4 protein-coding genes are annotated in these 24605 nt (G+C 74.0%); 1 reads left to right on the top strand and 3 read right to left on the bottom strand.

The window, feature by feature from the left end:
• The first annotated feature begins 250 nt into the window (after positions 1-250).
• Positions 251-937, top strand: a complete 687-nt coding sequence (locus ACZ4QV_RS23615) for a DUF4097 family beta strand repeat-containing protein (protein ID WP_361583192.1) — start codon at positions 251-253, stop codon at positions 935-937.
• A 118-nt stretch (positions 938-1055) separates the two neighbouring features.
• Here ACZ4QV_RS23615 and ACZ4QV_RS23610 read toward each other — a convergent pair whose 3' ends face one another.
• From ACZ4QV_RS23610 to ACZ4QV_RS23600, 3 genes are read right to left on the bottom strand one after another with little or no spacing between them, the layout of a single operon-like run.
• Positions 1056-2357: an MFS transporter gene (locus ACZ4QV_RS23610; protein ID WP_361151365.1), complete on the bottom strand. Its 1302-nt coding sequence runs from the start codon at positions 2355-2357 to the stop codon at positions 1056-1058.
• The gene (locus tag ACZ4QV_RS23605) at positions 2358-14804 is read right to left on the bottom strand and encodes an amino acid adenylation domain-containing protein (protein ID WP_467763375.1); all 12447 of its coding nucleotides are present in this window, start codon (positions 14802-14804) and stop codon (positions 2358-2360) included.
• A gap of 55 nt (positions 14805-14859) precedes the next feature.
• Positions 14860-24591 (bottom strand): amino acid adenylation domain-containing protein, encoded by a 9732-nt coding sequence (locus tag ACZ4QV_RS23600; RefSeq protein WP_361583197.1) that lies wholly within the window; start codon positions 24589-24591, stop codon positions 14860-14862.
• Positions 24592-24605: the final 14 nt, after the last annotated feature.

The following is a 24605-nucleotide window of genomic DNA, read 5'->3' as shown; positions in this document are numbered from 1 at the left end:
AGTCCCGAAATTGTCGCTGGCTTCATGCTTTTCGGTCACATCGGGAAAATCGGGGGCGGGTGCCCATAGAGTAGTCCTGCCGGGGCTCGGACCGCAGGTCCGAGCCCCGGCGGTGACATGACCGGATTCCCACGTCGCGACGGCGGGTGGAATCACCACCTGCCAGGGGGGAACGAAGTTGAATCGCGCGCGCCAGATGACCGCTGTGCTGGGGGCCGTAGCCGTGTCCCTCGCGGTGAGTTCGTGCGGTATGACGACGAGCGAGGAAAGCAAGACCGAGAAACGGGACTTCGCGTATTCGGGCAAGAAGCTCTCCATCAGGGCCGCCAATTCATCGGTGCGGCTGAAAGCCGGTGACAGTGACGGGACGGTCCGCGTGCAGCGGACGCTGAAGGGCAAGGCCGGGGACGCGGACAATTCCGAGTGGTCACTGGAGGGATCGACGCTGACCCTGCGGACGGACTGCCACGGCATCTCCCTGTCCTGCGAGGCGGCGTACACGGTGTCCGTGCCGAAGGGCGCGGCCGTCGAGGTCACCAGCACCGCCGGGCCGGTCAGCGCCACAGGGCTCGGGGAGCCGCTGGAGCTGCACGTCAAGGATGCCTCGGCGGAGGTGGAGAAGATCTCCGGGAAGCTGGGGATGACCGTCTCCGGCGGCAATGTCACGGCGACGGACCTCACGTCCGGGGAGTTCTCCGCGACGACGACCAACGGGCGGGTGAAGGCCACGTTCGCGGCGGCACCGCGGGCGGTCACCGCGTCGGCCGGCAACGGCAACGTGAACGTCACCCTCCCGAAGGGCGGCGAGACGTACCGGGTGACGGCGAAGGCGACCAACGGCCAGAGCCACTCGGCGGTGCCGGACACCAAGGGCAGTGACCGCAAACTGGAGCTGAAGAGCCAGAACGGCAGTGTCCGGGTGGACCGGGCGGAGTAGGTGCCGGTCCGGCCGCCGCCGGGCGCGGCCCGGACCGGTGCCGGACCGAGACGGACAGGACGAGGGCGGGCCCCGCCGGCAGACAGCCGGCGGGGCCCGCCCTCGTACGGCTTCCGGGTCAGCGGGGGCCGGGAGCGTCCTCGGCGGGCTGCGCGGCGTCGGGCGCGGCGAAGCTGCGCAGCGTCGGGTTGAGTGTGACGGTGACCGCCAGTACGGCGATACCGAGCGTGGACAGCAGGATCGCCCAGCGGGCGCCCGCGACCTCCATCAGCAGACCGCCGATCATGGGTCCGAGCGCCGCCGAGACGCCCGCGACCAGTCCGATGACGCCGCTCAGCCGGCCGCGCAGCCGGTCCGGGGTGGTCAGCAGTTGGTAGGTGCTGATCGCCGTGTTGGCGGTCGGCGCGAGGAAGGCGATGCCCGCCAGCACCAGGCCCATGACGATGCCGTTGCCGGTGACCAGGGTGACCGGGGCCAGGGCCGCCATCACCCAGAACGTCAGGGCCACCGACACCCGCGGCCCGCACCGTGCGTACAGGCGGGGCGCGACCAGCGCGCCGAGCAGGCCGCCCGCGCCGAACATGGCGGCCATCACGCCGATCTGCGCCGCGGGCACGCCGCCCTGCTGGGCCACCACGATGATGACCAGATACAGGACCTGGAACAGGAAGTTCACCGCGATCGCGCACAGCGCGGTCACCCGGATCAGCCGGTGGCCCCACACCCACTTCAGGCCCTCCAGCGTCTCCCGCCGGAAGTTCGCGGGCGGCGCCCCCTCCTCCCGGCGGGCCGGCTTCGGCAGCCGGACGAAGAGCAGCAGGCAGAACGACACGACATGGGTCAGCGCGTCCGCCACGAACGGCAGGACCCGCTTCACCCCGAACAGCGCGCCGCTGAGCGAGGTGCCGACGAGGTTGCCGATCGAGTTGCGGGCATGGTTCATCGAGACCGCGGTCGCCAACTGGTCCGGTGGCACCACGTGCGGCAGCGACGCCTCCTCCGCGGGGTCGAACAGGGCGCTGCACACGCCGAGCACGGCGGCGACCGCGGCCATGTGCCAGACCGCCACCGTGTCGGTCCAGATCATCCAGACGAGCCAGACCAGCGCCACCGTACGGACGGCTTCGCAGGCCAGCATCACCGCCTTGCGGTTCCACCGGTCCACCAGCGTGCCGGCCGGCAGCCCGGCGGCCAGTTGGGCTGCGGCGTTGACGCCCTGCACCAGGCCCGCGGTGCCGGGGGACCCGGTCACCGCCAGCACCAGCAGCGGGAAGGCCATGGTGGAGGCGTTGAAGCCGACCTCGGTCAGCGAGCGGCTGACCCACAGGATGTTGTAGTCGCGGTTGCGCCACAGGGGCTTGGACCTGCGGGGCGGCTCCTGCCGGTCCGGCAGGAGCTGCGGCGAGGGGGTCGTGGTCATCTAGCGGTCGCTCCGCTTCCGGGCCGTGACGGCCGCGCAGTGTCCGGCGACACCGCGCAGCGCGTCCTCGAAGGACTGGGCCAGCTTCTGCACCGTGCCCGGGTCGAAGACATTGGTGGAGAAGTGCCAGGTGAATTCCAGCCGCCCGTCGACGGCGCTGCCCACCACCTCCAGGAGGTGGGTGGCCTGCTCGGCCGGGCTCTGGTCCTGGCCGATCGCGCCGTGCTGGGTGTGGACGGGGCCGCGCGGCCCGCCCGCGGCGGCCGCCGCCGACGTGCTCTCGTACTGGCCGAGGTAGTTGAAGACGGTCTCGGCCTCCTTGAGCGCGCCGAGCGCGGCGCCCGGCGAGCCCTCGGGAGCGAGGTGGCGCAGCGCGCCGTACGCCAGGCCGTTGTCCCGGACCGCGCGCAGGTCGCGGCGGACCGACTTCATCAGCCGCGGCCAGTCGGGCCCGTCGCCGGGTGTGGCGTGGTCCGCCGGGACGGTGAGCGCCACCGGGTGGACGCTGGTGAACCAGCCGACCGTACGGGAGAGGTCGACCCCGTCGAACACCTCCTCCCGGCCGTGGCTCTCCACGTCGATGACGACGCGTTCCCGGCCCGTCCAGCCGGCCAGCGCCTGCGCGAGCGCGCCGAGCAGCACCTCGCCGATGCGGGTGCGGAACACGGTGGGGGCCGACCGCAGCAGCAGGGCGGTCTCCGCCTCGCCCACCGAGGTGGTGGCGGTCGCCGCGGTGTCGGCGGAGTTGGGTCCGGGGCCGTCGACGGGCAGCGGTTCGGCGGCGCGCAGCACCTCGCTCCAGTGCTCCGCCTCGTGGTCGAAGCCGCCGTCGGCGGTGTGCTCGTTCAGCCGCCGCGACCACTCCTGGAAGGACGTGGTGCGGGCGCCCAGCGCGATGGGCTCGCCACGGACCGCCTGCCGGTAGCCGCGCTCCAGGTCGTCCAGCAGGATGCGCCAGGAGACCGCGTCGACGACGAGGTGGTGCACGGTGAGGAACAGCCGGCCGCGGGTGCCCGGCGCGCCGGTGAACAGGACGCCCTTGATCAGGGGGCCGTGGGCCAGGTCGAAGCTCTCCTGCACCTCGACCGCGACGCGTTCGACGGCCTGCGGCTGATCGTCGGGGGCGACGCCGGACAGGTCCCGGCGGGCGAGGAGTTCGTGCTCCGGGACCGGCTCCGGGGGCGCGGTCTCCTGGTGCCAGCCCGCCGTGTCGCGGGTGTAGCGCATCCGCAGCGCGTCGTGGTGCTCGGGCAGCGCGGCGAGCGCGGCGGCCAGCGCCTGCTCGTCCACGTCCGCGACGAGTTCCAGCAGCGTCGACTGGTTGAAGTGGTGCGGGTGCACGCGGGTGTCGAAGAACCAGTGCTGGGAGGGGGTGAGCGGCACCGGGCCGACGACCGGCCCGGCGTCGCCCGCCGGTTGCGCGCCGTCCTCGTCCAGGACCACCACGGTGGCCAATTCGGCGACGGACTGGTGCAGGAAGAGGTCCTTGGCGCTCATGCGCAGGCCGGCCTCCCGGGCCCGGGAGACGGCCTGGATGCTCAGGATGGAGTCGCCGCCGATGTCGAAGAACCGGTCGGTGGCGCCCACCCGTTCCAGGCCGAGCACGTCGGCCCAGATCCCGGCGAGGACCCGCTCCACCTCGGTGGCGGGCTCCACGTAGCGCTGCTCGCCGGCCGCCTGGAAGTCCGGCGCGGGCAGCGCCGTGCGGTCCACCTTGCCGTTGGGGCTCAGCGGCAGCGCGTCGAGCACCGTGTACGCGGCCGGGACCATGTAGGCGGGCAGGGCGGCGGCGAGGTGGGAGCGCAGCTCCGTCGCGTCCAGCGGCGCGCCGCCGTCCGTACGGGGCACCGCGTACGCCACCAGTCGCTTGTGGCCGTTCTCCGAGGCGGTGGCGGTCACCGCCGCCTCCGCGACCCGCGGGTGGCTCAGCAGCGCGGCCTCGACCTCGGCGAGTTCGATGCGGAAGCCGCGGATCTTGACCAGGTTGTCGTCGCGGCGGACGAACTCCAGGGTGCCGTCCGGCCGCCGGCGTACCACGTCGCCGGTCCGGTAGAGCCGCTCGCCCGGGGCGCCGAACGGCGAGGCGACGAAGCGCTCCGCGGTCAGGTCGGGGCGGGCGAGGTAGCCCCGGCCCAGGCCGGTGCCGGCGATGTACAGCTCACCGGGGCAGCCGAGGGGCACCGGCCGCAGCAGGCGGTCCAGTACGTGCAGTTGCACGCCCGCCATCGGTCCGCCGATGGGCAGGCTCTCGGCGCCGCCGCGGTCGCTGCCCTGGAAGAGGGTGGCGACCAGGGTCGTCTCGCTGGGCCCGTAGATGTTGAAGAAGTCGCCGCGCGCGGACCAGGCTTCGGCCAGCTCGACCGGGCAGGTGTCGCCGGCGGCGCCCACCGCCCGCAGGTCGGGCAGGGTGGCCGGGTCGAGGGCGGACAGCAGCGCGGGCGGCGTCATCAGCACCGTCGCGCGTTGCCCGCGGATCTCGTCGGCCAGGTCGCCCGCCTCCTCCGACTGGGTCAGGCAGAGGGCGGCCCCGGACAGCAGGGTGACGAAGATGTCCGACACGCCGCCGTCGAAGCTGAACGACAGGTGTTGCAGCAGCCGGTCGCCGGGGCCCATCCGGAAGCGGTCGACGAAGTCGTCCACCAGGTGGCACAGCGACCGGTGGGCGATCATCACGCCCTTGGGCCGGCCGGTGGAGCCCGAGGTGTAGACGACGTACGCGAGGTTGTCCGGCCCGCCGGTGGCGGGCGGCGCGGTGACCGGGTGCCGGGAGATCTCCGGCAGGTCCCGGTCCAGGCAGACGATCTCGGCGCCGGTCGGCGGGAGCTGGCCGAGCAGCGCCTCCTGGGTCAGCAGGACGGGCGCGGCGGTCTGCTCGAACATCATCGTCAGCCGGTCGGCCGGGTAGTCCGGGTCCAGCGGTACGTAGGCGCCGCCGGCCTTGACCGCGGCCAGCGCGGCGACGGCGATCTCCGGGGCGCGGCGGGCGCAGACCCCCACCAGGACGTCGGGGCCGACACCCCGCTCGGTCAGGTGGTGCGCCAACTGGTTGGCCCGGGCGTCGAGCTGCGCGTACGTCAGCACCTCGGCGCCGTCGACCACGGCGGGTGCGTCGGGGGTGCGGCGCACCTGCTCGGCGAAGACCGCGTCGGCCCGGAGCAGGGATGGCTGCGGGCGTGCGGTGTCGTTCCACCGCGCGAGCCGGTCCCGCTCGTCCGCGGGCAGCGAGCCGATGGCCGCCAGCGGCCGGGCCGGTGCCTCCGCCAGGGCCGCCATCAGCGCCTGGAGGTGGTCGGCCATCCGCCGGGCGGTGCCGGCGTCGAACAGGTCGGTGTTGTACTGGAGGCCGCCGGCGAGCCCGCCGTCCACCTCCTCGAACTGGAGCGTCAGGTCGTAGGTGGCGCTGGTCGCGGGCAGCGCGAACTCCTCGATGCGCAGCCCCGACAGGGCCGGGGGCGCGGCCGGGGTGTTCTGGAGCACGACCATCGCCTGGAAGAGCGGCGAGCGGCTGGGGTCGCGTTCCGGGGCCAGTGCCTCCACGAGCCGTTCGAAGGGCACGTCCTGGTGGGCGAACCCGTCCACGACGGTCGTGCGCACCCGGCCGAGGAAGTCGGTGAAGCTCTCGCGTTCGTCGATGCGGGACCGCACCACCAGCGTGTTGACGAAGAAGCCGACCAGCGGCTCCAGTTCGACCCGGTCACGGCCCGAGGTCACGGTGCCCACCGCGATGTCGTCCTGGTCGCTGAAGCGGGCGAGAAGAACCTGGCAGGCGGCGACGAGCGCCATGAACAGGGTGGCGTCCTGGCCGGTCGCCAGTTCCTTGAAGCGCTCGGTGACCCGCTCGGGGATGCGGAAGTCGAGGATCGCGCCGTTCGTGGTGCGCACCGCGGGCCTGCGGCGGTCGGTGGGCAGTTCCAGCGGCGGTACGTCCGCCAGCTGATCCCGCCAGTAGGCGAGCTGCCGTTCGCTCTCCCCGGAGTCGTCCGAGGCGCGCTGCCAGGCCGCGAAGTCGGCGTACTGCACGGTGAGGTCGGGCAGGTCGGCGCGGTCGCCGCGCAACCGTGCCCGGTACATCGCCTCCAGGTCGCGGGTGATGACCGAGGCCGACCAGCCGTCGGTGACGATGTGGTGCAAACACAGGGCCAGTACGTGGTCGTCCTCGCCCAGGCGCACCAGGACGGCGCGCAGCAGCGGGCCGCGCCGCAGGTCGAAGGGGGTCGCCGTCTGCTCGCGCAGCAGGTGGTCGAGTGCGGCGTCCCGCTCGTCCGCGGGCAGCGGGGCGAGGTCGGTCAGCGGCAGCGGTACCGGCGCGGCCGGGCGGATGATCTGTACGCCCTTGCCGTCGACGGTGTCGAAGACGGTCCGCAGCGACTCGTGCCGCTCGACGAGGTCGGCCAAGGCCCGGCGCAGGGCCTCGGTGTCCAGCGGCCCGCGCAGCCGCAGGCCGGTCGGGGAGAGGTACTCGGTCCCGCCGGGCTCGTAGGCGTCCATGAACCACAGACGCTGCTGGGCGAAGGAGAGCGGCAGCGCGCCGGCGCGGTCCGCCACCGGTATCCGGTCGGCGGCGTCGGGCCCGGTGCCGCCGGAGACGGCGGCGGCCAGCCCGGCGACGGTGGGCGTGGTGAACATCGCCCGCGGCGACAGGCCGGTGCCGAAGGCCGCGCGCAGCCGGGAGGTGATCTGGATGCTGAGGATCGAGTCGCCGCCGAGTTCGAAGAAGTTGTCGTGCACGCCGACCCGCTCCAGGCCGAGTGTGCTCGCCCAGACGGCGGCGATCCGCTCCTCCGTGGCGTCGCGCGGTGCCACGTGCTCGGCGGACAGGTCCGCGTGGCCCTCGGGCGCCGGCAGCGCCTTGCGGTCCACCTTGCCGCTGGGGGTGTACGGCAGCGCCTCCAGGGTCGTGAACCGGGCCGGGACCATGTGGTCCGGCAGGTCGGCGAGGAGGGCTTCGCGCAGTGCGGCGCCGGTGACCTGGCCGGCTCCGGACGCGGGTACGACGTGGCCGACCAGCAGGGTGCGGCCGTGGTCGCGGTGCACGGTGACGGCGGCGTCGCGTACGGCGGGCAGGGCCGACAGGGCCGCCTCGACCTCGCCGAGCTCCACCCGGAACCCGCGGATCTTGACCTGGTCGTCGGCCCGGCCCAGGAACTCCAGGTTGCCGTCCGCGCGGAAGCGCACCCGGTCACCGGTGCGGTACAGCCGGGCGCCGGGGGTGAACGGGTCGGCGACGAAGCGCTGGGCGGTCAGCTCCGGCCTGCCCCAGTAGCCGCGGCTCACCCCGTCGCCGCCGACGAAGAGTTCACCGCCGACGCCCACGGGCACCGGGCGCAGGTCGTCGTCGAGGACGTACACCCGGGTGTTGGCCAGCGGGCGGCCGACGGGGACGAACGCGCCGGCGCCGAGCACGTCGGGGGCGGGGGTGAGCACCGTGGCGTCGATGGTCACCTCGGTCGAGCCGTAGGCGTTGACGACCAGGGTGTCCGGGTGGAGGTGGTCCAGCAGCCGCAGGCAGTCGTCGGAGCGCCAGCCTTCGGAGCCGACGGACAGCAGCTTCAGCCGCGGCAGCCGGGTGCCGCGCAGGGCGACCTCGGAGACCAGCGCGTTGGCCAGGGTCGGTACCAGTTCCAGGGCGTCGCCACCGGTGCGCTCGATGAGTTCGAGCAGCCGGGGCGGGTCGGTGACGACGTCGGCCGGGCAGATCGTCAGGGAGCCGCCGAAGGGCAGCGACCGCAGCATGTCGGCGAAGAACAGGTCGACGGACAGGCTGGTGACCGAGACGAAGTTCAGCCGCAGCTCGGAGAGCCGGTAGCGGTCCTCCCAGGCGTCCAGGATGTAGCAGAGCTGGCGGTGCTCGACCATGACGCCCTTGGGGCGGCCGGTGGAGCCCGAGGTGTAGATGACGTATGCCAGGTCGGCGGGGCCGGCCCCGGATTCCGGCGCGGCCGGCGGATAGCTGCCGACCGGTGGCAGGTCCGTGTCCAGGCACACGGTGCGGGGGCCGCCCGTGTGCTCGCCCGCGCGCCAGTCGGTGGCGCGTGCGGACTGGGTGAGCAGGACCGGGAGGCCGGAGTCCTCGGCCATGAGGGCGAGGCGGTCGGCCGGGTATTCGGGGTCCAGCGGTACGTAGGCACCGCCCGCCTTGAGGATGCCGAGGACGCCGGTGGCCATGTCGGTGCCGCGGTCGACGTTCAGGCCGACCAGGACGCCGGGCTTGACGCCCAGGGTGCGCAGGTGGTGGGCGAGGTGGTTGGCGCGCTCCTCCAGTTCGCGGAAGGTGAGGGTCACTTCCCGGTGGCGGACGGCCGGCGCGTCGGGTGTGCGCGCGGCCTGCTCGGAGAACAGTTCGTGCACAGGACGGTCGGCGGGGCGCTCGCGTACGGTGCCGGTGCCCGCGCGCAGCAGTTCCGCGCGTTGCTGTCCGGTCAGCCACGGCAGGCGGGACAGCGGCCGGTCCGGGTCGGCGGCCGTCTCGGTGAGGAGCACTTCCAGCTGTCCGGCCATCCGCGTGACGGTGGCGGCGTCGAAGAGCTGCGGGTCGTAGGCCAGCTCGAAGCGGAGCCGGTCGTCGCGGTGGGCGCTGAGGCTGAGCGGGAAGGTGTTGGTGTCCAGGGCGTCGACGCCGCGGATGCGCAGGCCGTGCACGGCCGCGCCACCGTCCTGGAGGGGGTAGTTCTCGAAGACGACGATGCTGTCGAAGAGGCTGGTGCCGGCCGGGACGTCGCTCCAGGTCTGGAGCCGGTTCAGGCCCGCGTACTCGTAGGGCCGGGCCTCCAGCTGCTCGGCCTGGAGCTTTTGCAGCCACTGTGCGAGGGGCTGGTGGGGCGTCATCCGGGCACGGACCGGCACGGTGTTGATGAACAGGCCGACCATGGACTCCACACCGGGCAGCTCGGCGGGGCGGCCGGAGACCGTCGCGCCGAACATGACGTCCCGCGATCCGCTGTGGCGGGCCAGCAGCAGCGCCCACGCGCCCTGGATCAAGGTGTTCAGGGTCAGCCGGTGGTCCCTGGCCACCTGGGCCAGCTCTTCGGTCAGGCCGGTGGACAGCGCGAAGTTCACCGGGGTGGAGGACTGGGCGCGGTGCGCCTCGGCCGGCTGCCGGTCGTAGGGCAGCGGGGTGGGCGCGTCGAAACCGGAGAGGGCGGCGCGCCAGTGCGCCTCGGCCGCGTCGGCGTCCTGTTCCGCCAGCCAGGCCACGTACTCGCCGAAGGGGCGGGAGGTTTCCGGCTGTACGGTCCGTCCCGAGGTCGCGGCCGCGTACTCCTCGCCGACGGCGGAGAAGACGGCGGCCGTGCTCCAGCCGTCCAGCAGCAGGTGGCTCGATGTCCACACCAGGCGGACGGTGTCGTCGGTGATACGGATGACGGTCAGCCGCATCAGCGGGGGCACGGCGAGGTCGAGCCCGAGCGCGCTGTCCGCCGCCAGCAGCTCGTGCAGAAGGACGTCCTGCTCGGCCTCCGGACGGTCCCGCCAGTCGTGGCTCCCGACCGGGACGCGCACCTCGCGGTGGACGACCTGTACGGGTTCGGCGAGCCCTTCCCAGACGATGGCGGTGCGCAGCGCGGGGGTGCGGTCCACCACCCGTTGCCAGGCGGCGGCCAGTGCGTCGGGGTCGTGCACGCCCTCCAGCAGCAGGGCGAGCTGGTTGAAGTACGACTGGGAGGCGGGGTCCATCAGCCGGTGGAAGAGCATTCCGTGCTGCATGGGGGTGAGCGGGTAGATGTCCTCGACGCCGCGGCCGTCGCCGACCAGCGTGTCGACCTCGTCCTGGGTCAGGCGCGCGAGCGGGAAGTCGGACGGGGTGCAGCCGCCGGAGGCGGGCTCCAGGCAGTGGTCGACGAGCTCTTCCAGGGCGGTGACCAGGGCGTCCGCCAGCTGCCGTACGGTCTGCTCGTCGTGCACGTCCGAGGAGTAGAACCAGGTGAGGCCGAGCGTGCCGTCCTCCACCACGCCGACCACGTCCAGCAGGTGGGGGCGCAGCTCGTCGGCGGCCGGCGCGTCGGCCAGGCCGTCCAGACGGGCGCGGACCAGACCGCCGTCCTCGGCGGCCGCGTCGAAGCGGCCGTGGTAGTTGAAGGACACCTGCGGCGCGGGGTCCTGGAGCAGGCAGCGGGCCGGAGCACCGTCCGCCGAGAGCCGGCGCAGCGCGTCGTAGCCGAGGCCGTTGCCGGGCACCGCGCGCAGCTGTTCCTTGACCGAGGTGATCGTCTCGCGCCAGCCGTCGCCGTCGCCGGTCCGTACGGCGACCGGGTACAGGGTGGTGAACCAGCCGACGGTACGGGACAGGTCGGTGCCCTCGATCAGCTCCTCGCGGCCGTGGCCTTCCATGGCGAGGACGATCCGCTCGCTGCCCGCCCAGCGGTTCAGGACCGTGCCGACGGCGCTCAGCAGCAGGTCGTTGACGCGCGTGCGGTAGACCGGGGGCACCCGGCGCAGCAGCGCGTCGGTGCGGTCGCGGTCCAGGGCGGCGCTGACGCTGCGTACCGACCCGGCGGTGTTGGCTCCGTCGTGGTCCACCGGGAGGCTGCCGTCGCCGTCCTGGAACACGTCGCGCCAGTGGGCGAGTTCGCCGTCGAGGTGCCCGGCGCGTACGTGGTCGTGCAGGAGGCCTGCCCAGGTTCCGAAGGGGGTGCCGGCCGGTTCGAGGTCGAGGGGCCGGCCGGCGCGGGCCTGTTCGTAGGCCCGTTCCAGGTCTTCCAGGAGGATGCGCCAGGACACGCCGTCCACCGCCATGTGGTGCGCGGACAGGAACAACTGCCGGCCCGCCGTGCCGCCCTCGTCGAAGAGGAGTGCGCCGAACACCGGGCCGTTCTCCAGGCTCAGTCCTGCGCGCAGCGCGTCGGCGGCCTCCTGCCGGGCGGCTTCCCGGCGCGCGCCGGGGACCTGCGACAGGTCGACGCTGCGGAAGACCTCGGTGGTCTCCGCCGCGGCGCAGTCCTGCGTCCAGCGGTCGCCGTCGCGGGTGAACCGGGCCCGCAGCATGGGGTGGTGGGCCACCAGCGCCTCGACGGCGGTACGCAGCGCGGCGGTGTCGGCGGCCGGGTCGAGGGCGACGTACAGGGACATGGTCAGGCGGTCCGGGCCGACGCGGTAGGTGTCGAAGAACCAGTCCTGGACGGGGGTCAGCGGCGCGGGTCCGGCCGGCGCGTGCGCGGGCGCGGCGGGTGCCGCTGCACCGTCGGCGGAGGCGATGTGCTGCGCCAGCCGGGCGACGGTCTGGTGCAGGAAGACGTCCTTCGAGGTGAGCCGCAGTCCGGCCCGGCGGGCCCGGGAGACGGTCTGGATGCTGAGGATGGAGTCGCCGCCGAGGTCGAAGAAGTTGTCGTGGACACCGACGCGTGCCACCCCCAGCAGGTCCGCCCACAGCTCGGCCAGGATCTCCTCGACGGCATCGCGCGGCGCGGCGTACTCGGAGGAGTCAGCGGTCGAGGGGGCGGGCAGCGCCTTGTGGTCGAGCTTTCCGTTGGGGGTCAGCGGCAGGGCGTCGAGGACGACGACGGCGGCCGGGACCATGTACTCGGGCAGCGAGACGGCGGTGTGCTCCCGGATGTCCTGCGGGGCCGGGGTGGTTCCGTCGGCGGGCACGACGTAGCCGATCAGCCGCGGGTGGCCGGCCGTGTCCTCGCGCACGGTGACGGCGGCCCGGACCACCTGCGGGTGCCGGTGCAGCGCGGACTCGATCTCGCCGAGTTCGATGCGGTAGCCGCGGATCTTGACCTGGTCGTCGGTGCGGCCGAGGAATTCGAGCTGTCCGTCCGGGCGGCGGCGGGCGAGGTCGCCGGTGCGGTACATGCGGGCGCCGGGCGGCCCGTAGGGGTCGGCGACGAAGCGTTCGGCGGTCAGGCCGGGGCGTCGTACGTAGCCGCGGGCCAGTCCGGCTCCGGCCACGTACAGCTCACCCGGTACGCCGGTGGGCACCGGCCGCAGGCTCGCGTCCAGGAGGTGGATCCGCGCGTTGGGGCGCGGGCGGCCGATCGGGACGGCGCCGGGGGCCAGGACGTCGCCCGGCTCGATGCGGTACTCCATGCAGCCGACGGTCGCCTCGGTCGGGCCGTACTCGTTGACGACGGTGGTGCCCGGGTGCAGCTCGCGCCACCGGTCCAGGTTCTCGCCCAGGAGCTGTTCGCCGCCGATGACCAGTTCACCGGTGGGCTGGAGGGGCCGCGGGGTGGTCGCCAGCAAGGTGAGGTGGGACGGGGTGGCCTTGAGCAGCGAGCAGGACTCCGAGGCCGGCGGCGGCTGTTCTTCGCTGTCCTCCAGGGTGCTGATGAGGACGCGGCCGCCGCTGATCAGTGGGGTGTAGAGGGCGGTGACGGTGAGGTCGAAGGTGACGGGGGAGTGGAGTACGGCGGTGCCGGATGCTCCGGGGTAGGCGGCGGCGGCCCAGGCGACGTAGTCGGCGAAGGAGCGGTGTTCGATGACGACGCCCTTGGGGCGGCCGGTGGAGCCGGAGGTGTAGATGACGTAGGCCGGGTGGGCCGGGTCGAGCGGGGTGGTGCGTTCGTCGTCGCGCACCGGCCCGCACGCCAGGTCCCCTCCCAGGCCCTGGACGCCCGCGCCGTCCAGGAGCGTGCGCGCCGTGCCGGCGGGCAGCGCGGCGTACGCGGCGGAGTCCGCGAGTACCAGGCTGGGCGCGGCGTCGTCGAGGACGTACGCGATGCGCTCCGCCGGGTGGGCCGGGTCGACCGGCACGTAGGCGCCGCCGGTCTTCAGGACACCGAGCAGCGTGACGACCAGGTCGGTCCCCGGGGAGGCGGCGACGGCCACCAGGTGCTCGGGGCCGATGTCGCGGGCGATCAGGGCCCGCGCCACCCGGTTGGAGCGCTCGTCCAGCTCCCGGTAGGTGAGCGTGTCCGAGCCGCTGACCAGGGCGGTCGCGCGCGGGGTGCGGGCGGCCTGGTCGTCCAGGAGCTGGACGACGGTGGCGGCGCCGACGGTGAAGTCCGCCCCGGCGGCGGCCCGCAGCAGCGCGGCGTGTTCCGCGTCGTCCAGCCACGGCAGGTCGCGCACCGGCCGCCGCGGCGCCTGCGCCACACCGGCCAGCAGGGTCCGCAGGTGTCCGGCCATCCGGTCGATGCCCGCGGCGTCCCAGAGGTCGGTGGCGTACTCGATCGAGCAGGTCAGGCCGCCGTCCGCCGTCCGGCCGCCCCGCGCGTCCTGGAACTCGACGGTCAGGTCGAAGTTGGCGGAGGTACGGGGGACCTGGTAGGCCGCGACCTGGAGTCCGGGCAGCTCGGGCAGCCGCTCCGTCCCGCTCTGGAGCACCACCAGCGTCTGGAACAGCGGCGTACGGCTGGGGTCGCGCTCCGGGCGCAGTGCCTCCACCAGACGGTCGAAGGGCACCTCGTCGTTGGCGAAGGCGTCCAGCACGGTGTCCTTGACCCCGGCCAGGAAGTCCGTGAACACGGCGTCGTCGTCCACGGTCGAGCGCAGCACCACCGTGTTCACGAAGAAGCCGGCCATGCGGGTGAGTTCGGGCCGGTTGCGGCCGGAGGTGACGGTGCCCACGGCGACGTCCCGCTGCCCCGCGTAGCGGGCGAACAGCACCTGGCAGGCGGCCACCAGCACGGTGTAGAGCGTGGTGTCCTGGGCGCGGGCCAGCTCCCGCAGGCCGGCGGCGACGTCCGCCGGGAGGCTGAAGTCGTGCACGGCTCCGGCGCCCGAGCGCACCGGGGGCCGGGGGTGGTCGCCGGGCAGGTCGAGCGGGGTGAGACCGGCGAGCTGTCCACGCCAGTAACCCAGGTGCTCCGCCAGCCACTCGGGGGTCATCCGGTTGCGCTGCCAGGAGGCGAAGTCCGCGTACTGAAGGGCCGGTTCGGGCAGCGTGGCGGTGCTGCCGGAGCGGCGGGCCGCGTAGAGCGTCCCCAGCTCTTCGAGGAGGACGCCGGTGGACCAGCCGTCGGTGACGATGTGGTGGGCGCACAGCAGCAGGACGTGCTCGTCCGGTGCCACCCGTACCAGGGCGGGCCGGAACAGCGGCCCGGTCCGCAGGTCGAAGGGCTGGTCGACCTGCGCGCGGGCGACGGCGTCCAGCAGGCCGGGGGCCGCGTCCGCGCCGGCCTGCTCCACCAGGTCGATCAGCGGGAGCGGCACGTCGTACGGCGCCCGTACCGTCTGCACGGGGTCGTCGTCCACCCGGTCGAAGGTGGTGCGCAGCGCCTCGTGGCGGGCCACCAGGTCGTTGAGCGCACCGGTCAGGGCGGCGATGTCGAGCGGGCCGGTCAGCCGCAGCCCGGCGGCGGAGTTGTACTCCGTGGAGCCCGGCTCCAGCTCGTCCAGCAGCCAGAGTCTGCGCTGGGCGGCGGAGAGGGGCAGCGGCGCGCCGTCCCGGGGGACGGCCGGTATCTCCGCCGCCTTGCGGGCGCCGCCCGCGAGACGGCGGCGCAGCTGTTCCTGAAGATGTGCGGGCAGGGCGGCTATGCGGTCGTTACGCGGGTCCGGGGCGTTCACTTGGTGTCTCTCCGTGGAAGTCGTAAGGCTCAGGTGCGGGCGGCGTCGGCGGGGCTCAGGGAGCCGGTGGCCCGTCGCCCTCGAAGTCCGCCAGGGCGGCCTGCTCCAGCTCGGCGAGGATGCGGTCCTCGACGACCAGGGCGAGCTGGGCCACGGTGGGCGCGGTCAGCACGTCGCGCGGGGACAGGTCGAGACCGAACGCGACCTTCATCCGCAGCACCGTCTGGATGCTGAGGATGGAGTCGCCGCCCAGGTCGAAGAAGTTGTCGTGGATGCCGACGCGTTCGACGCCCAGCAGGTCGGCCCAGAGGTCGGCGAGCGCCTCCTCGGTGGGCGTCCCCGGGGGGACGTGGTCCTCGGCGTCCTGCGCCGCCTGCGGCTCGGGGAGCGCCGCCCGGTCGAGCTTTCCGTTGGGGGTCAGCGGCAGGGCGTCGAGGACGACGACGGCGGCCGGGACCATGTAGCCGGGCAGCGAGACGGCGGTGTGCTCGCGCAGTTCCCGCGGGTCCGGCTGCCGGCCCTCGGCGGGCACCACGTAACCGGTCAGACGGCTGTGGCCGGACCCGCCGTCGCCGCCGGTGGCGATCACCGCCGCCTCGGCGACCAGCGGGTGGGACAGCAGCGCGGACTCGATCTCGCCGAGTTCGATGCGGTAGCCGCGGATCTTGACCTGGTCGTCGGTGCGGCCGAGGAACTCCAGGTGCCCGTCCGGCCGCCACCGGGCGAGGTCGCCGGTGCGGTACATCCGGGAGCCGGGCGGCCCGTAGGGGTCGGCGACGAAGCGTTCGGCGGTCAGGCCGGGGCGTCGTACGTAGCCGCGGGCCAGTCCGGCTCCGGCCACGTACAGCTCGCCCCGTACGCCGGCGGGCACCGGCCGCAGGCCCGCGTCCAGGACGTGCAGGAGGGTGTTGTCGCGGGCCCGGCCGACCGGCACCGGACCGGGCTCGGCCTGCTCGCCGGGCTCGATGCGGTACTCCATGCAGCCGACGGTCGCCTCGGTCGGACCGTACTCGTTGATCACGGTGACGTCCGGGTGCGTCCGGCGCCACTGTTCGAGCACTTCGCCGAGCAACTGCTCGCCTCCCACCACGAGTTGACCGGTGGTGAGCAGGTCGTCCGCGAGGGTGCCCAGCAGCGCCAGGTGCGAGGGCGTCACCTTCAGCAGGGAACAGTCGCGCGCCGCGCCGGGCAGGGCGGCCGTGTCCTCCAGGGTGCTGATGAGGACGCGGCCGCCGCTGATCAGTGGGGTGTAGAGGGCGGTGACGGTGAGGTCGAAGGTGACGGGGGAGTGGAGTACGGCGGTGCCGGATGCTCCGGGGTAGGCGTCGGCGGCCCAGGCGACGTAGTCGGCGAAGGAGCGGTGTTCGATGACGACGCCCTTGGGGCGGCCGGTGGAGCCGGAGGTGTAGATGACGTAGGCCGGGTGGGCCGGGTCGAGCGGGGTGGTGCGTTCGTCGTCGCGCACCGGCCCGCACGCCAGGTCCCCTCCCAGGCCCTGGACGCCCGCTCCGTCCAGGAGCAGCCGCCGGGCGGCCGGGACCACCGCCTGCGACGTGGAGTCGGCGAGCACCAGCGCGGGCGCCGCGTCGTCGAGGACGTGGGCGATGCGCTCCGCCGGGTGGGCCGGGTCGACCGGCACGTACGCGGCACCCGCCTTGAGCACGCCCAGCAGCCCGGTCACCAGATCCACCGAAGGCTCGGCGGCCACCGCCACCAGGTCCTCGGGGCCGATGCCGCGGGCGATCAGCGCGCGTGCCAGCCGGTTGGACCGCTCGTCCAGCTCCCGGTAGGTGACGCGCTGCGAGCCGTTGAGGAGGGCGACGCCTTCGGGGGTACGGGCCACCTGCTCGCCCAGCATCCGCAGCACCGTGCCGGTACCGGCGTCGCGCACCGGGCCGGTGCCGGCGTCCAACAGGGCCTGGCGCTCGTCGGGCGCCAGCCACGGCAGCTCGCGCAGCGTCCGCCCCGGGCCCGCCACCGCCCCGGCCAGGATCTCCCGCAGCCGGCCGGTCAGCGTCCGTACCGACTCCTCGTCGAACAGGGCCGGGTCGAAGGCGAAGCCGAACCGCAGCCGTTCACCGGGGTAGACCGTCACGGCGAGCGGGTAGTTGGTCGTCTCGACCTCGGCGTACAGGTCGCGCAGCCGCAGCCCGTGGGCGCTGCCCGCCTCCTCGTCGATCGGGTAGTTCTCGAAGATGACGATGCTCTCGAACAGGGCGCTGCCGCTCGGCACCTCGGCGGTGGCCTGCACGCGGGCCAGCGGCAGGTGGTCGTGGGCGCGGGACTCGGCCTGTGCGGCCTGGAGCCCGGCGAGCCAGGACACCAGCGGGGCGCCGTCGTCGATGCCTACGCGTACCGGCAGCGTGTTGATGAAGATCCCGTGGATGGCCTCGGACCCGGCCAGCTCGGCCGGGCGGCCGGAGACGGTGGCGCCGAACACGATGTCCCGCTCCCCGCTGTGGCGCGCCAGCAGCAGCGCCCAGGCGCCCTGTACCAGGGAGTTGAGCGTCAGCCGGTGCTCTCTGGCCAGCGCGTTCAGCCCGGCGGTCAGCTCCGGCGTCAGCTCCAGACCCACCCGGCCGGAGGAGCGGCTGTGGTGCGGGCCGGTGGGCTGCCGGTCGTAGGGCAGCGCGGTGGGAGCGGCGAAGCCCCGCAGCGCGTCGCGCCAGAACTCCTCGGCGGCCCGGGTGTCCTGGTCCGCGAGCCAGGCCACGTGGTCGCGGAACGGCGGACGGAACGGCAGCGCCGGTTCCGCCGCGCCGCCGTCGGCGTCCGCGCGCCGCAGCGCGCCGTAGCACGCGAACACGTCGGACAGCACCTGGAAAGCGCTCCAGCCGTCCAGCAGCAGGTGGTGGAAGGTCCACAGCACCTGCACCGCGTCGCCGGGCAGCGCGGCGAGGGTCACCCGCATCAGCGGGGCGCACGACAGGTCCAGACCCGCCGCCTGGTCCCGCTCGAACAGCTCGTCCAGCGCGGCGCGCCGCGCTGCGTCCTGCTCCGCGTTCCGTGTCAGGCCGCGCCAGTCGAGGTGGTCGACCGGCAGCGACACCGTACGGTGCACGGCCTGCAGCGGTTCGTCGAGCCCGTCGCGGAGCACGCTGGTGCGCAGGACCGGCGTACGGTCGACGACCTGCTGCCAGGCCTGGCCGAGCAGCCGCGGATCGGTCACGCCGTCCAGCACGAAGGAGACCTGCTCCACGTACAGCGGCCGGTCCGGCTCGGTCATGCTGTGGAAGAGCATCCCGCTCTGCATCGGCGTCAGCGGGTAGAGGTCCTCGACGGCGCGGCCGTCGCCGGCCACCCGGTCGAGGGTCGCCTGGTCGAGTCCGGCCAGCGGGAAGTCGGAAGGGGTGACGCCGCCGGCGGCCGGGTCGGCGCAGTGCCGCAGGATGTCCCGCAGGGCCTCGGCGGTCTGTTCCGCCAGCCCCTCGACGGTCTCCCTGTCGTGCACGTCGGCGGAGTAGTACCAGGTCATCGACAGTTGACCGGACTCCACGCGGCTGACCGCGTCCAGCAGGTGCGGCCGCCGCTCCCCGGGGTGCCCGGTGAGCTGGACCCCATCACCCCCGGGACGCAGCAGCGAGCCGGCCGCCGCGCCGGTGTCGAACCGGCCGAGGTAGTTGAAGCTGATCTGCGGCACGGCCCGGCCCGGCTGCCCCAGGGGCGCGTCCGGCCCGGCGAGGTGACGCAGCGCGCCGTATCCCAGGCCGCGGCCCGGTACGGCCCGCAGCTGCTCCTTGACGGATTTGAGCGTGGTGGCCCAGTCCGCGGCGGGATCGACGGTCAGCGCGACCGGGTAGATGCTGGTGAACCAGCCGACGGTACGCGTCAGGTCGATGTCGTCGAAGAGTTCCTCGCGGCCGTGGCCTTCCAGGTCGACGAGGGTGCGCGGACTGCCCGTCCATCGGGCGAGCACCCGGCCGTAAGCGCTGAGCAGGACGTCGTCGACGCGGGTGCGGTAGACCGCGGGGACCTGCTGGAGCAGGGCGCGGGTCTCCTCCGTGCTCAGCCGGACGGTCACGGTACGGGTGGAGGCGACGGTGTTGGGCCCCTCGCCGTCCACGGGCAGTGCCCCGGCGTCGACGGGGCCGCCGTCCGCCGCGGTGACCGCGTTCCAGTGGCCGGCCTCCGCCGCGAAGCCGCCGTCGGCGGTGTGCCGCGACAGCCGCAGCGCCCACTCGCGGAACGAGGAGGTGCCCGGCCCCAGGTCGACGGCCCGGCCGGCCGCGGCCTGCCGGTAACCGGTGTCGAGGTCTTCGGCGAGGACCCGCCAGGACACGCCGTCCACGGCCAAGTGGTGCGCGCTGAGCAGGAGTTGCGGAGGCCGTGCGGCGCCGCGCTCGACGAGGACCGCGGTGAACTTGCGGTCCTCCTCCAAACGGAACCTGGCCTCCGGCCCCTCGACCCAGGCACGTACCGCCGCGTCCTGCTCCGGCCCGTCCACACCGGACAGGTCGATGCTGCGCAGCACCGTGTCGTCCGCGTGCGCCGGTGCGGTGAACTGGTGCCACTGCCCGTCGACGCGGGTGAAGCGGCTGCGCAGCGCGTCGTGCTGCCGGGGCAGCGCGGCGACGGCGGCCGCCAGCGCGGCGCGGTCGGCTGCCGGGTCCAGATCGAGGACCACGTACTGGTCGAAGTGTTCCGGCCCCGCTCGGTGGTGGTCGAAGAACCAGTGCTGTACGGGGGTCAGCGGGACGTCACCGGTGGCCGCGGCCCGGGGCCGCGCCTCCTTCCCGGCGGCGCCGTGGGTGACCGCGGCGGCGGCCAGCGAGGCGACGGTCTGCCGCAGGAAGACGTCCTTGGAGTGCACGGTCAGGCCGGCGGCACGGGCCCGGGAGATGACCTGCATGCTGAGGATGGAGTCGCCGCCCAGCTCGAAGAAGTTGTCTTCGGCGCCGACCTTCTCCACACCCAGGACGTCCGCCCAGATTCCGGCGAGGGTCTCCTCGACGGGTCCGCGCGGTGCGACGTACTGCCGCGTGCCCGCCGAGGTGTTCCAGTCGGGCGCGGGCAGGGCGCGGCGGTCGAGCTTGCCGGCCGGGGTGAGGGGGAGACGGCCGACGGTGACGAAGGCGCTGGGGACCATGTGGGCCGGCAGGGACTGTCCGAGGAAGTCGCGCAGTACGGCGGCTTCCGGGGCGTCGGCGCCGGGGGCGGTGACGGTGTAGGCGACCAGCCGCTTGGGGCCGTTCTCCACCTGGACGGCGACGACGGCGGCGGCCGTGAGGGCGGGGTGGGCGAGCAGTGCGGTGCGGACTTCGCCGGGTTCGATGCGGAAGCCGCGGATCTTGACCTGGTCGTCGATGCGGCCGAGGTACTCCAGCGCTCCCGAGGGCAGGGCGCGGGCCAGGTCGCCGGTGCGGTAGAGGCGCTCGCCGGAGGCGAACGGCGCCGCGGCGAAGCGCTCGGCGGTCAGGTCGGGCCGCCCCAGGTACCCGGACGCGAGACCCGCGCCACCGATCCACAGTTCACCGGGGATGCCCGGCGCGACCGGCAGCATCCGCTCGTCCAGGATGTGCACGCTGGTGTGCGCGATCGGGCGTCCGATCGGCACCGAGGGGCGCCGGACGTCCTCCGCGGTGATGCGGTGGGTGGTGGCGAAGACCATGCTCTCGACCGGCCCGTAGCCGTTGACCAGGCGCAGCGCGGGGTATTCGGCCAGTACGCGGGCCACGTGCGCCGGCGAGGCGGCCTCGCCGCCGGTGATGACCTGTTCGACGGAGCCCAGGGCCGCCGGGTACTCGTCGACCATGACGTTGAACAGGCTGGCGGACAGCCACAGAGTGGTGACCTGGTGCTCGGCCACCAGCTCGGAGATCACCTCGGGGTCGGGCGTCGAGCCCGGGTGCAGGACGCAGGTGGCGCCGTGCAGCAGGGCGCCCCACAGCTCCAGCGCGAAGGCGTCCCAGGACATCGGGGCACTCTGCAGCCAGACGTGCCGCGGACCGAACTCGGCGAAGTCCTGGCCGCGTACGACGCGTACCGCCGCCCGGTGGGGTGAGACCACGCCCTTGGGACGGCCGGTGGAGCCGGAGGTGAACATCACGCAGGCCGCGTCCGACGGGCTCGTCACGCACGGCAGGTCGTGGGCGTCCAGCGTCTCCAGCTTCGGCCGGTCGCCGTCGAGCGACACCACCTCGGCCGGCCCGTCCGGCAGCCGTGCGGCCCGCGCGTCGTCACTGACCACGACGCGTGCCCCGGTCTCGGCCAGCAGGTCCGCCAGCCGCCCGTCGGGGAACGCCGGGTCCAGCAGCGCGTACGCCGCACCGGACTTGAGCACCGCCAGCAGCGCCACGATGAGGCCGGTACCGCGTTCCAGACACACCGCCACCACCGCGCCCGGCCCGGCGCCGCGCGCCGTCAGCAGCCGGGCCAGCCGGTTGGCCTGCTCGTTCAGCTCCCGGTACGAGACCCGCGCCCCGTCGTACACCAAGGCCGTCGCGTCCGGCACCGCCGCCGCCCGCTCCTGGAACACCTCGTGCAGGCACTGGCCCAGCGCGCCGTCCTCGGCGCGGTCACCGGCAGCCGCCGCGGTGCCGTGTTCCTCCGTGGCGACCGAGAGCGGCAGTTCACCCATCGGCCGGTGCGGTGCCCGCACCACGCCCTCGAAGAGGGTGCGCAGGTAGCCACCCATGGTCTCGACCGTGGCGGCGTCGAACAGGTCGGTGCTGTACTCGATGACACAGTCCAGCGCGTCGCCCTGCGGCCAGAACTCGATGAACAGGTCGAAGCGCGAGGAGTAGCGGGGCAGGTCGTAGCCGGTGATCCGCAGCCCGCCGGCGTCCGGCAGCTCCGGCTGCCCCTGCTGGAGCGCCACCACCACCTGGACCAGCGGGTTGCGGCTGAGGTCACGCTCGGGGGCCACCGCCTCGACCACCCGGTCGAACGGCACGTCCTCGGCGTCGAACGCCTCCAGCACCGTCGTGCGCACCTCGCCGAGGAAGCCCGCGAAGTCCCGGGCGGGGTCCACCTGGGAGCGCAGTACGAGGGTGTTCACGAAGAAGCCGACCAGCGGCTCCAGTTCGGGGCGGGAACGCCCCGACGACGCCGTGCCGACCGCCACGTCCCGCTCACCGCTGTAGCGCGACAGCAGGAGCTGCACGCCCGCGGCCAGCGTCATGAACAGTGTGGCGCCGTGCTCCCTGCCCAGCTCCCGCAGGGCCGTGACCAGCGGGGCGGGCAGCGCGAAGCGGTGTGCCGCGCCGCCCGTCGCGCGGACGGCGGCACGGCTGCGGTCGGCGGGCAGCCGCAGCGGGGTGAGGCCGTCGAGACGGCGCTTCCAGTAGGCGAGCTGGTCGTCGAACGCCGGGCCCGACAGGCGGTCGCGCTGCCACACCGAGAAGTCGGCGTACTGCGCGGGCAGGGCGGGCAGCACGGCGTCCACGGACTCCGCGCCGTCGTGCGCTGCCGCGTAGAGCGACGCCAGTTCCTCGGCGAGGATCCGCATGGACCAGCCGTCGGTGACGATGTGGTGCAGGGTGAGGACCAGCAGGTGCTCCCCGTCGGTCAGCCGGATCAGCAGGGCCCGCCACGGCGGGCCCTGGCGCAGGTCGAACGGGAGCCCGGCGTCCGCGCGCAGCAGCAGGTCCAGCTCCGCCCGCCGCCCGTCCGTTCCCGCTCCTTCGGCGCCCGGCGCCTCCGCACCGGTCAGCGACACGGTACGCAGCGGCGGTTCCAACGTGGTGTGCACGTACTGCACGCCACGCCCGTCGACGGCGTCGAAGGTGGTGCGCAGCGACTCGTGGCGGGTGGCCAGCGCCCCCAGGGCACGGCTCAGCGCCGCCGCGTCCAGCGGCCCGGCCAGCCGCAGTCCTAGGGAAGTGTTGTACTCGACCGCGCCGTGCTCGAACTCGTAGAGGAACCAGAGGCGTTGCTGGGCGTACGACAGCGGCAGCGCGCCCTCGCGATGTGTCGCCGGGATCGGCGCGTGCGCGGTGCCGTCGTTGGTGCGCCCGCCGTCGGCCGTGTCCAGCGTCCGGGCGAGGTCTGCCACGGTGGGCGCGCCGAACAGCACCCGGTGCGGCACCGGGACGCCGAGTTCGGCCCGGACGCGGGAGACGATCCGCATGCTCAGGATGGAGTCGCCGCCCAGCGCGAAGAAGTCGTCCTCGACGCCGACCCGCCGCACGCCCAGGACGTCGGCCCAGATGCGCGCGATCGTGCTCTCCAGGGGAGTGCGCGGAGCCACGTGGGCGGCGGTCTGCGCGTTCCAGTCGGGCGCGGGCAGGGCGCGGCGGTCGAGCTTGCCGGCCGGGGTGAGCGGCAGCCGGTCGAGGGTGACGAAGGCGCTGGGGACCAGGTGTTCCGGCAGCGCGCCGCCGAGGAACACGCGGAGTTCGGCGGGCCGCGGCGCCTCGGCACCGGGCGCGGCGACGAGGTGGGCCACCAACTGCCAGGCGCCCTGTTCGCGTCGTACGGCGGTGACGGCGGCCGAAGCGACGGCCGGGTGGGCGAGCAGCGCGGAGCGCACCTCGCCCGGCTCGACGCGGAAGCCGCGGATCTTGACCTGGTCGTCGGCGCGGCCGGCGAATTCCAGCGCACCCGAGGGGAGGACGCGGGCCAGGTCGCCGGTGCGGTAGAGGCGCTCGCCGGGGGCGCAGGGGGCGGCGACGAAGCGTTCGGCGGTCAGGTCGGGCCGCCCGAGGTAGCCCAGCGCGAGGCCGTCCCCGCCGATCCACACCTCGCCCGTCGTGCCGGCCGGCACCGGGCGCAGCCGCTCGTCCAGGACGTGCACGGTGGTGTGGGCGAGGGCCGTACCGATCGGTACCGTCGGCCCGTGCAGATCCTCCTCCGTGACCCGGTGGGAGGTGGCGAAGACCATGCTCTCCACCGGACCGTAGCCGTGGATCAGCGCCACGCCGGGGTGGGCCTTCAGCAGCCGGGCCATGTGCTGCGGCGAGGCCGCCTCGCCGCCGGTCATCACCTCGCGTACCGCGCCCAGGGCGTCCGGGTACTCGTCCACCATGAGGTTGAACAGGCTGGTCGACAGGAAGCAGGTGGTGACCCGGTGCTCGGCGATCAGCTCGGTGATCACCTCGGGGTCGGGCGCCGAGCCGGGGTGCAGGACGCAGGTGGCGCCGTGCAGCAGGGCGCCCCACAGCTCCAGCGCGAAGGCGTCCCAGGACATCGGGGCGGCCTGCAGCCAGACCCGGTCCGGCCCGAAGGCCACGAGGTCCTGCCCGAAGAAGACGCGTACGGCGGCCCGGTGCGGCGCGACGACGCCCTTGGGGCGGCCGGTGGAGCCGGAGGTGAACATCACGCAGGCCGCGTCCAGCGGACCCGCGGTACGCGGCAGGTCGTCCGCCGTCCGCGCCGCCACCGCGGCCCGGTCGCCGTCGAGCGACACCACCTCGGCCGCGCCGTGCGGCAGCCGCCCGGCCCGCGCGTCGTCGCTGACCACGAGCCGCGCACCCGTCTCACCGAGGAGGTCCGCCAGCCGCCGGTCCGGGAACGCCGGGTCCAGCAACGCGTACGCGGCGCCCGTCTTCAGCACCGCCAGCAGCGCCACCACCAGCTCGGGGCCGCGCTCCAGGCAGACCGCGACCACCGCGCCCGGCTCCGCGCCCCGCGTCACCAGCAGCCGGGCCAGCCGGTTGGCCCGCGCGTTCAGCTCCCGGTACGTGACCCGCACCCCGCCGAAGACCAACGCCGTCGCGTCCGGCACCAGCGCCGCCCGCTCCTGGAACAGCTCGTGCAGACAACGGTCGGTGGGGGAGGCGCCGGCGGGGTCCTGCGAGGACCCGGCTGCCACGGCGATCGGTCGCAGGGATGCCGTACCGCGTTCCATGTTCCCTCTTCCGG

It is taken from the genome of Streptomyces sp. NPDC026394 (genome assembly GCF_055567735.1).
Note: the sequence above shows the minus strand (reverse complement) of the source record. Positions and strands in the feature narration are given on the sequence as shown.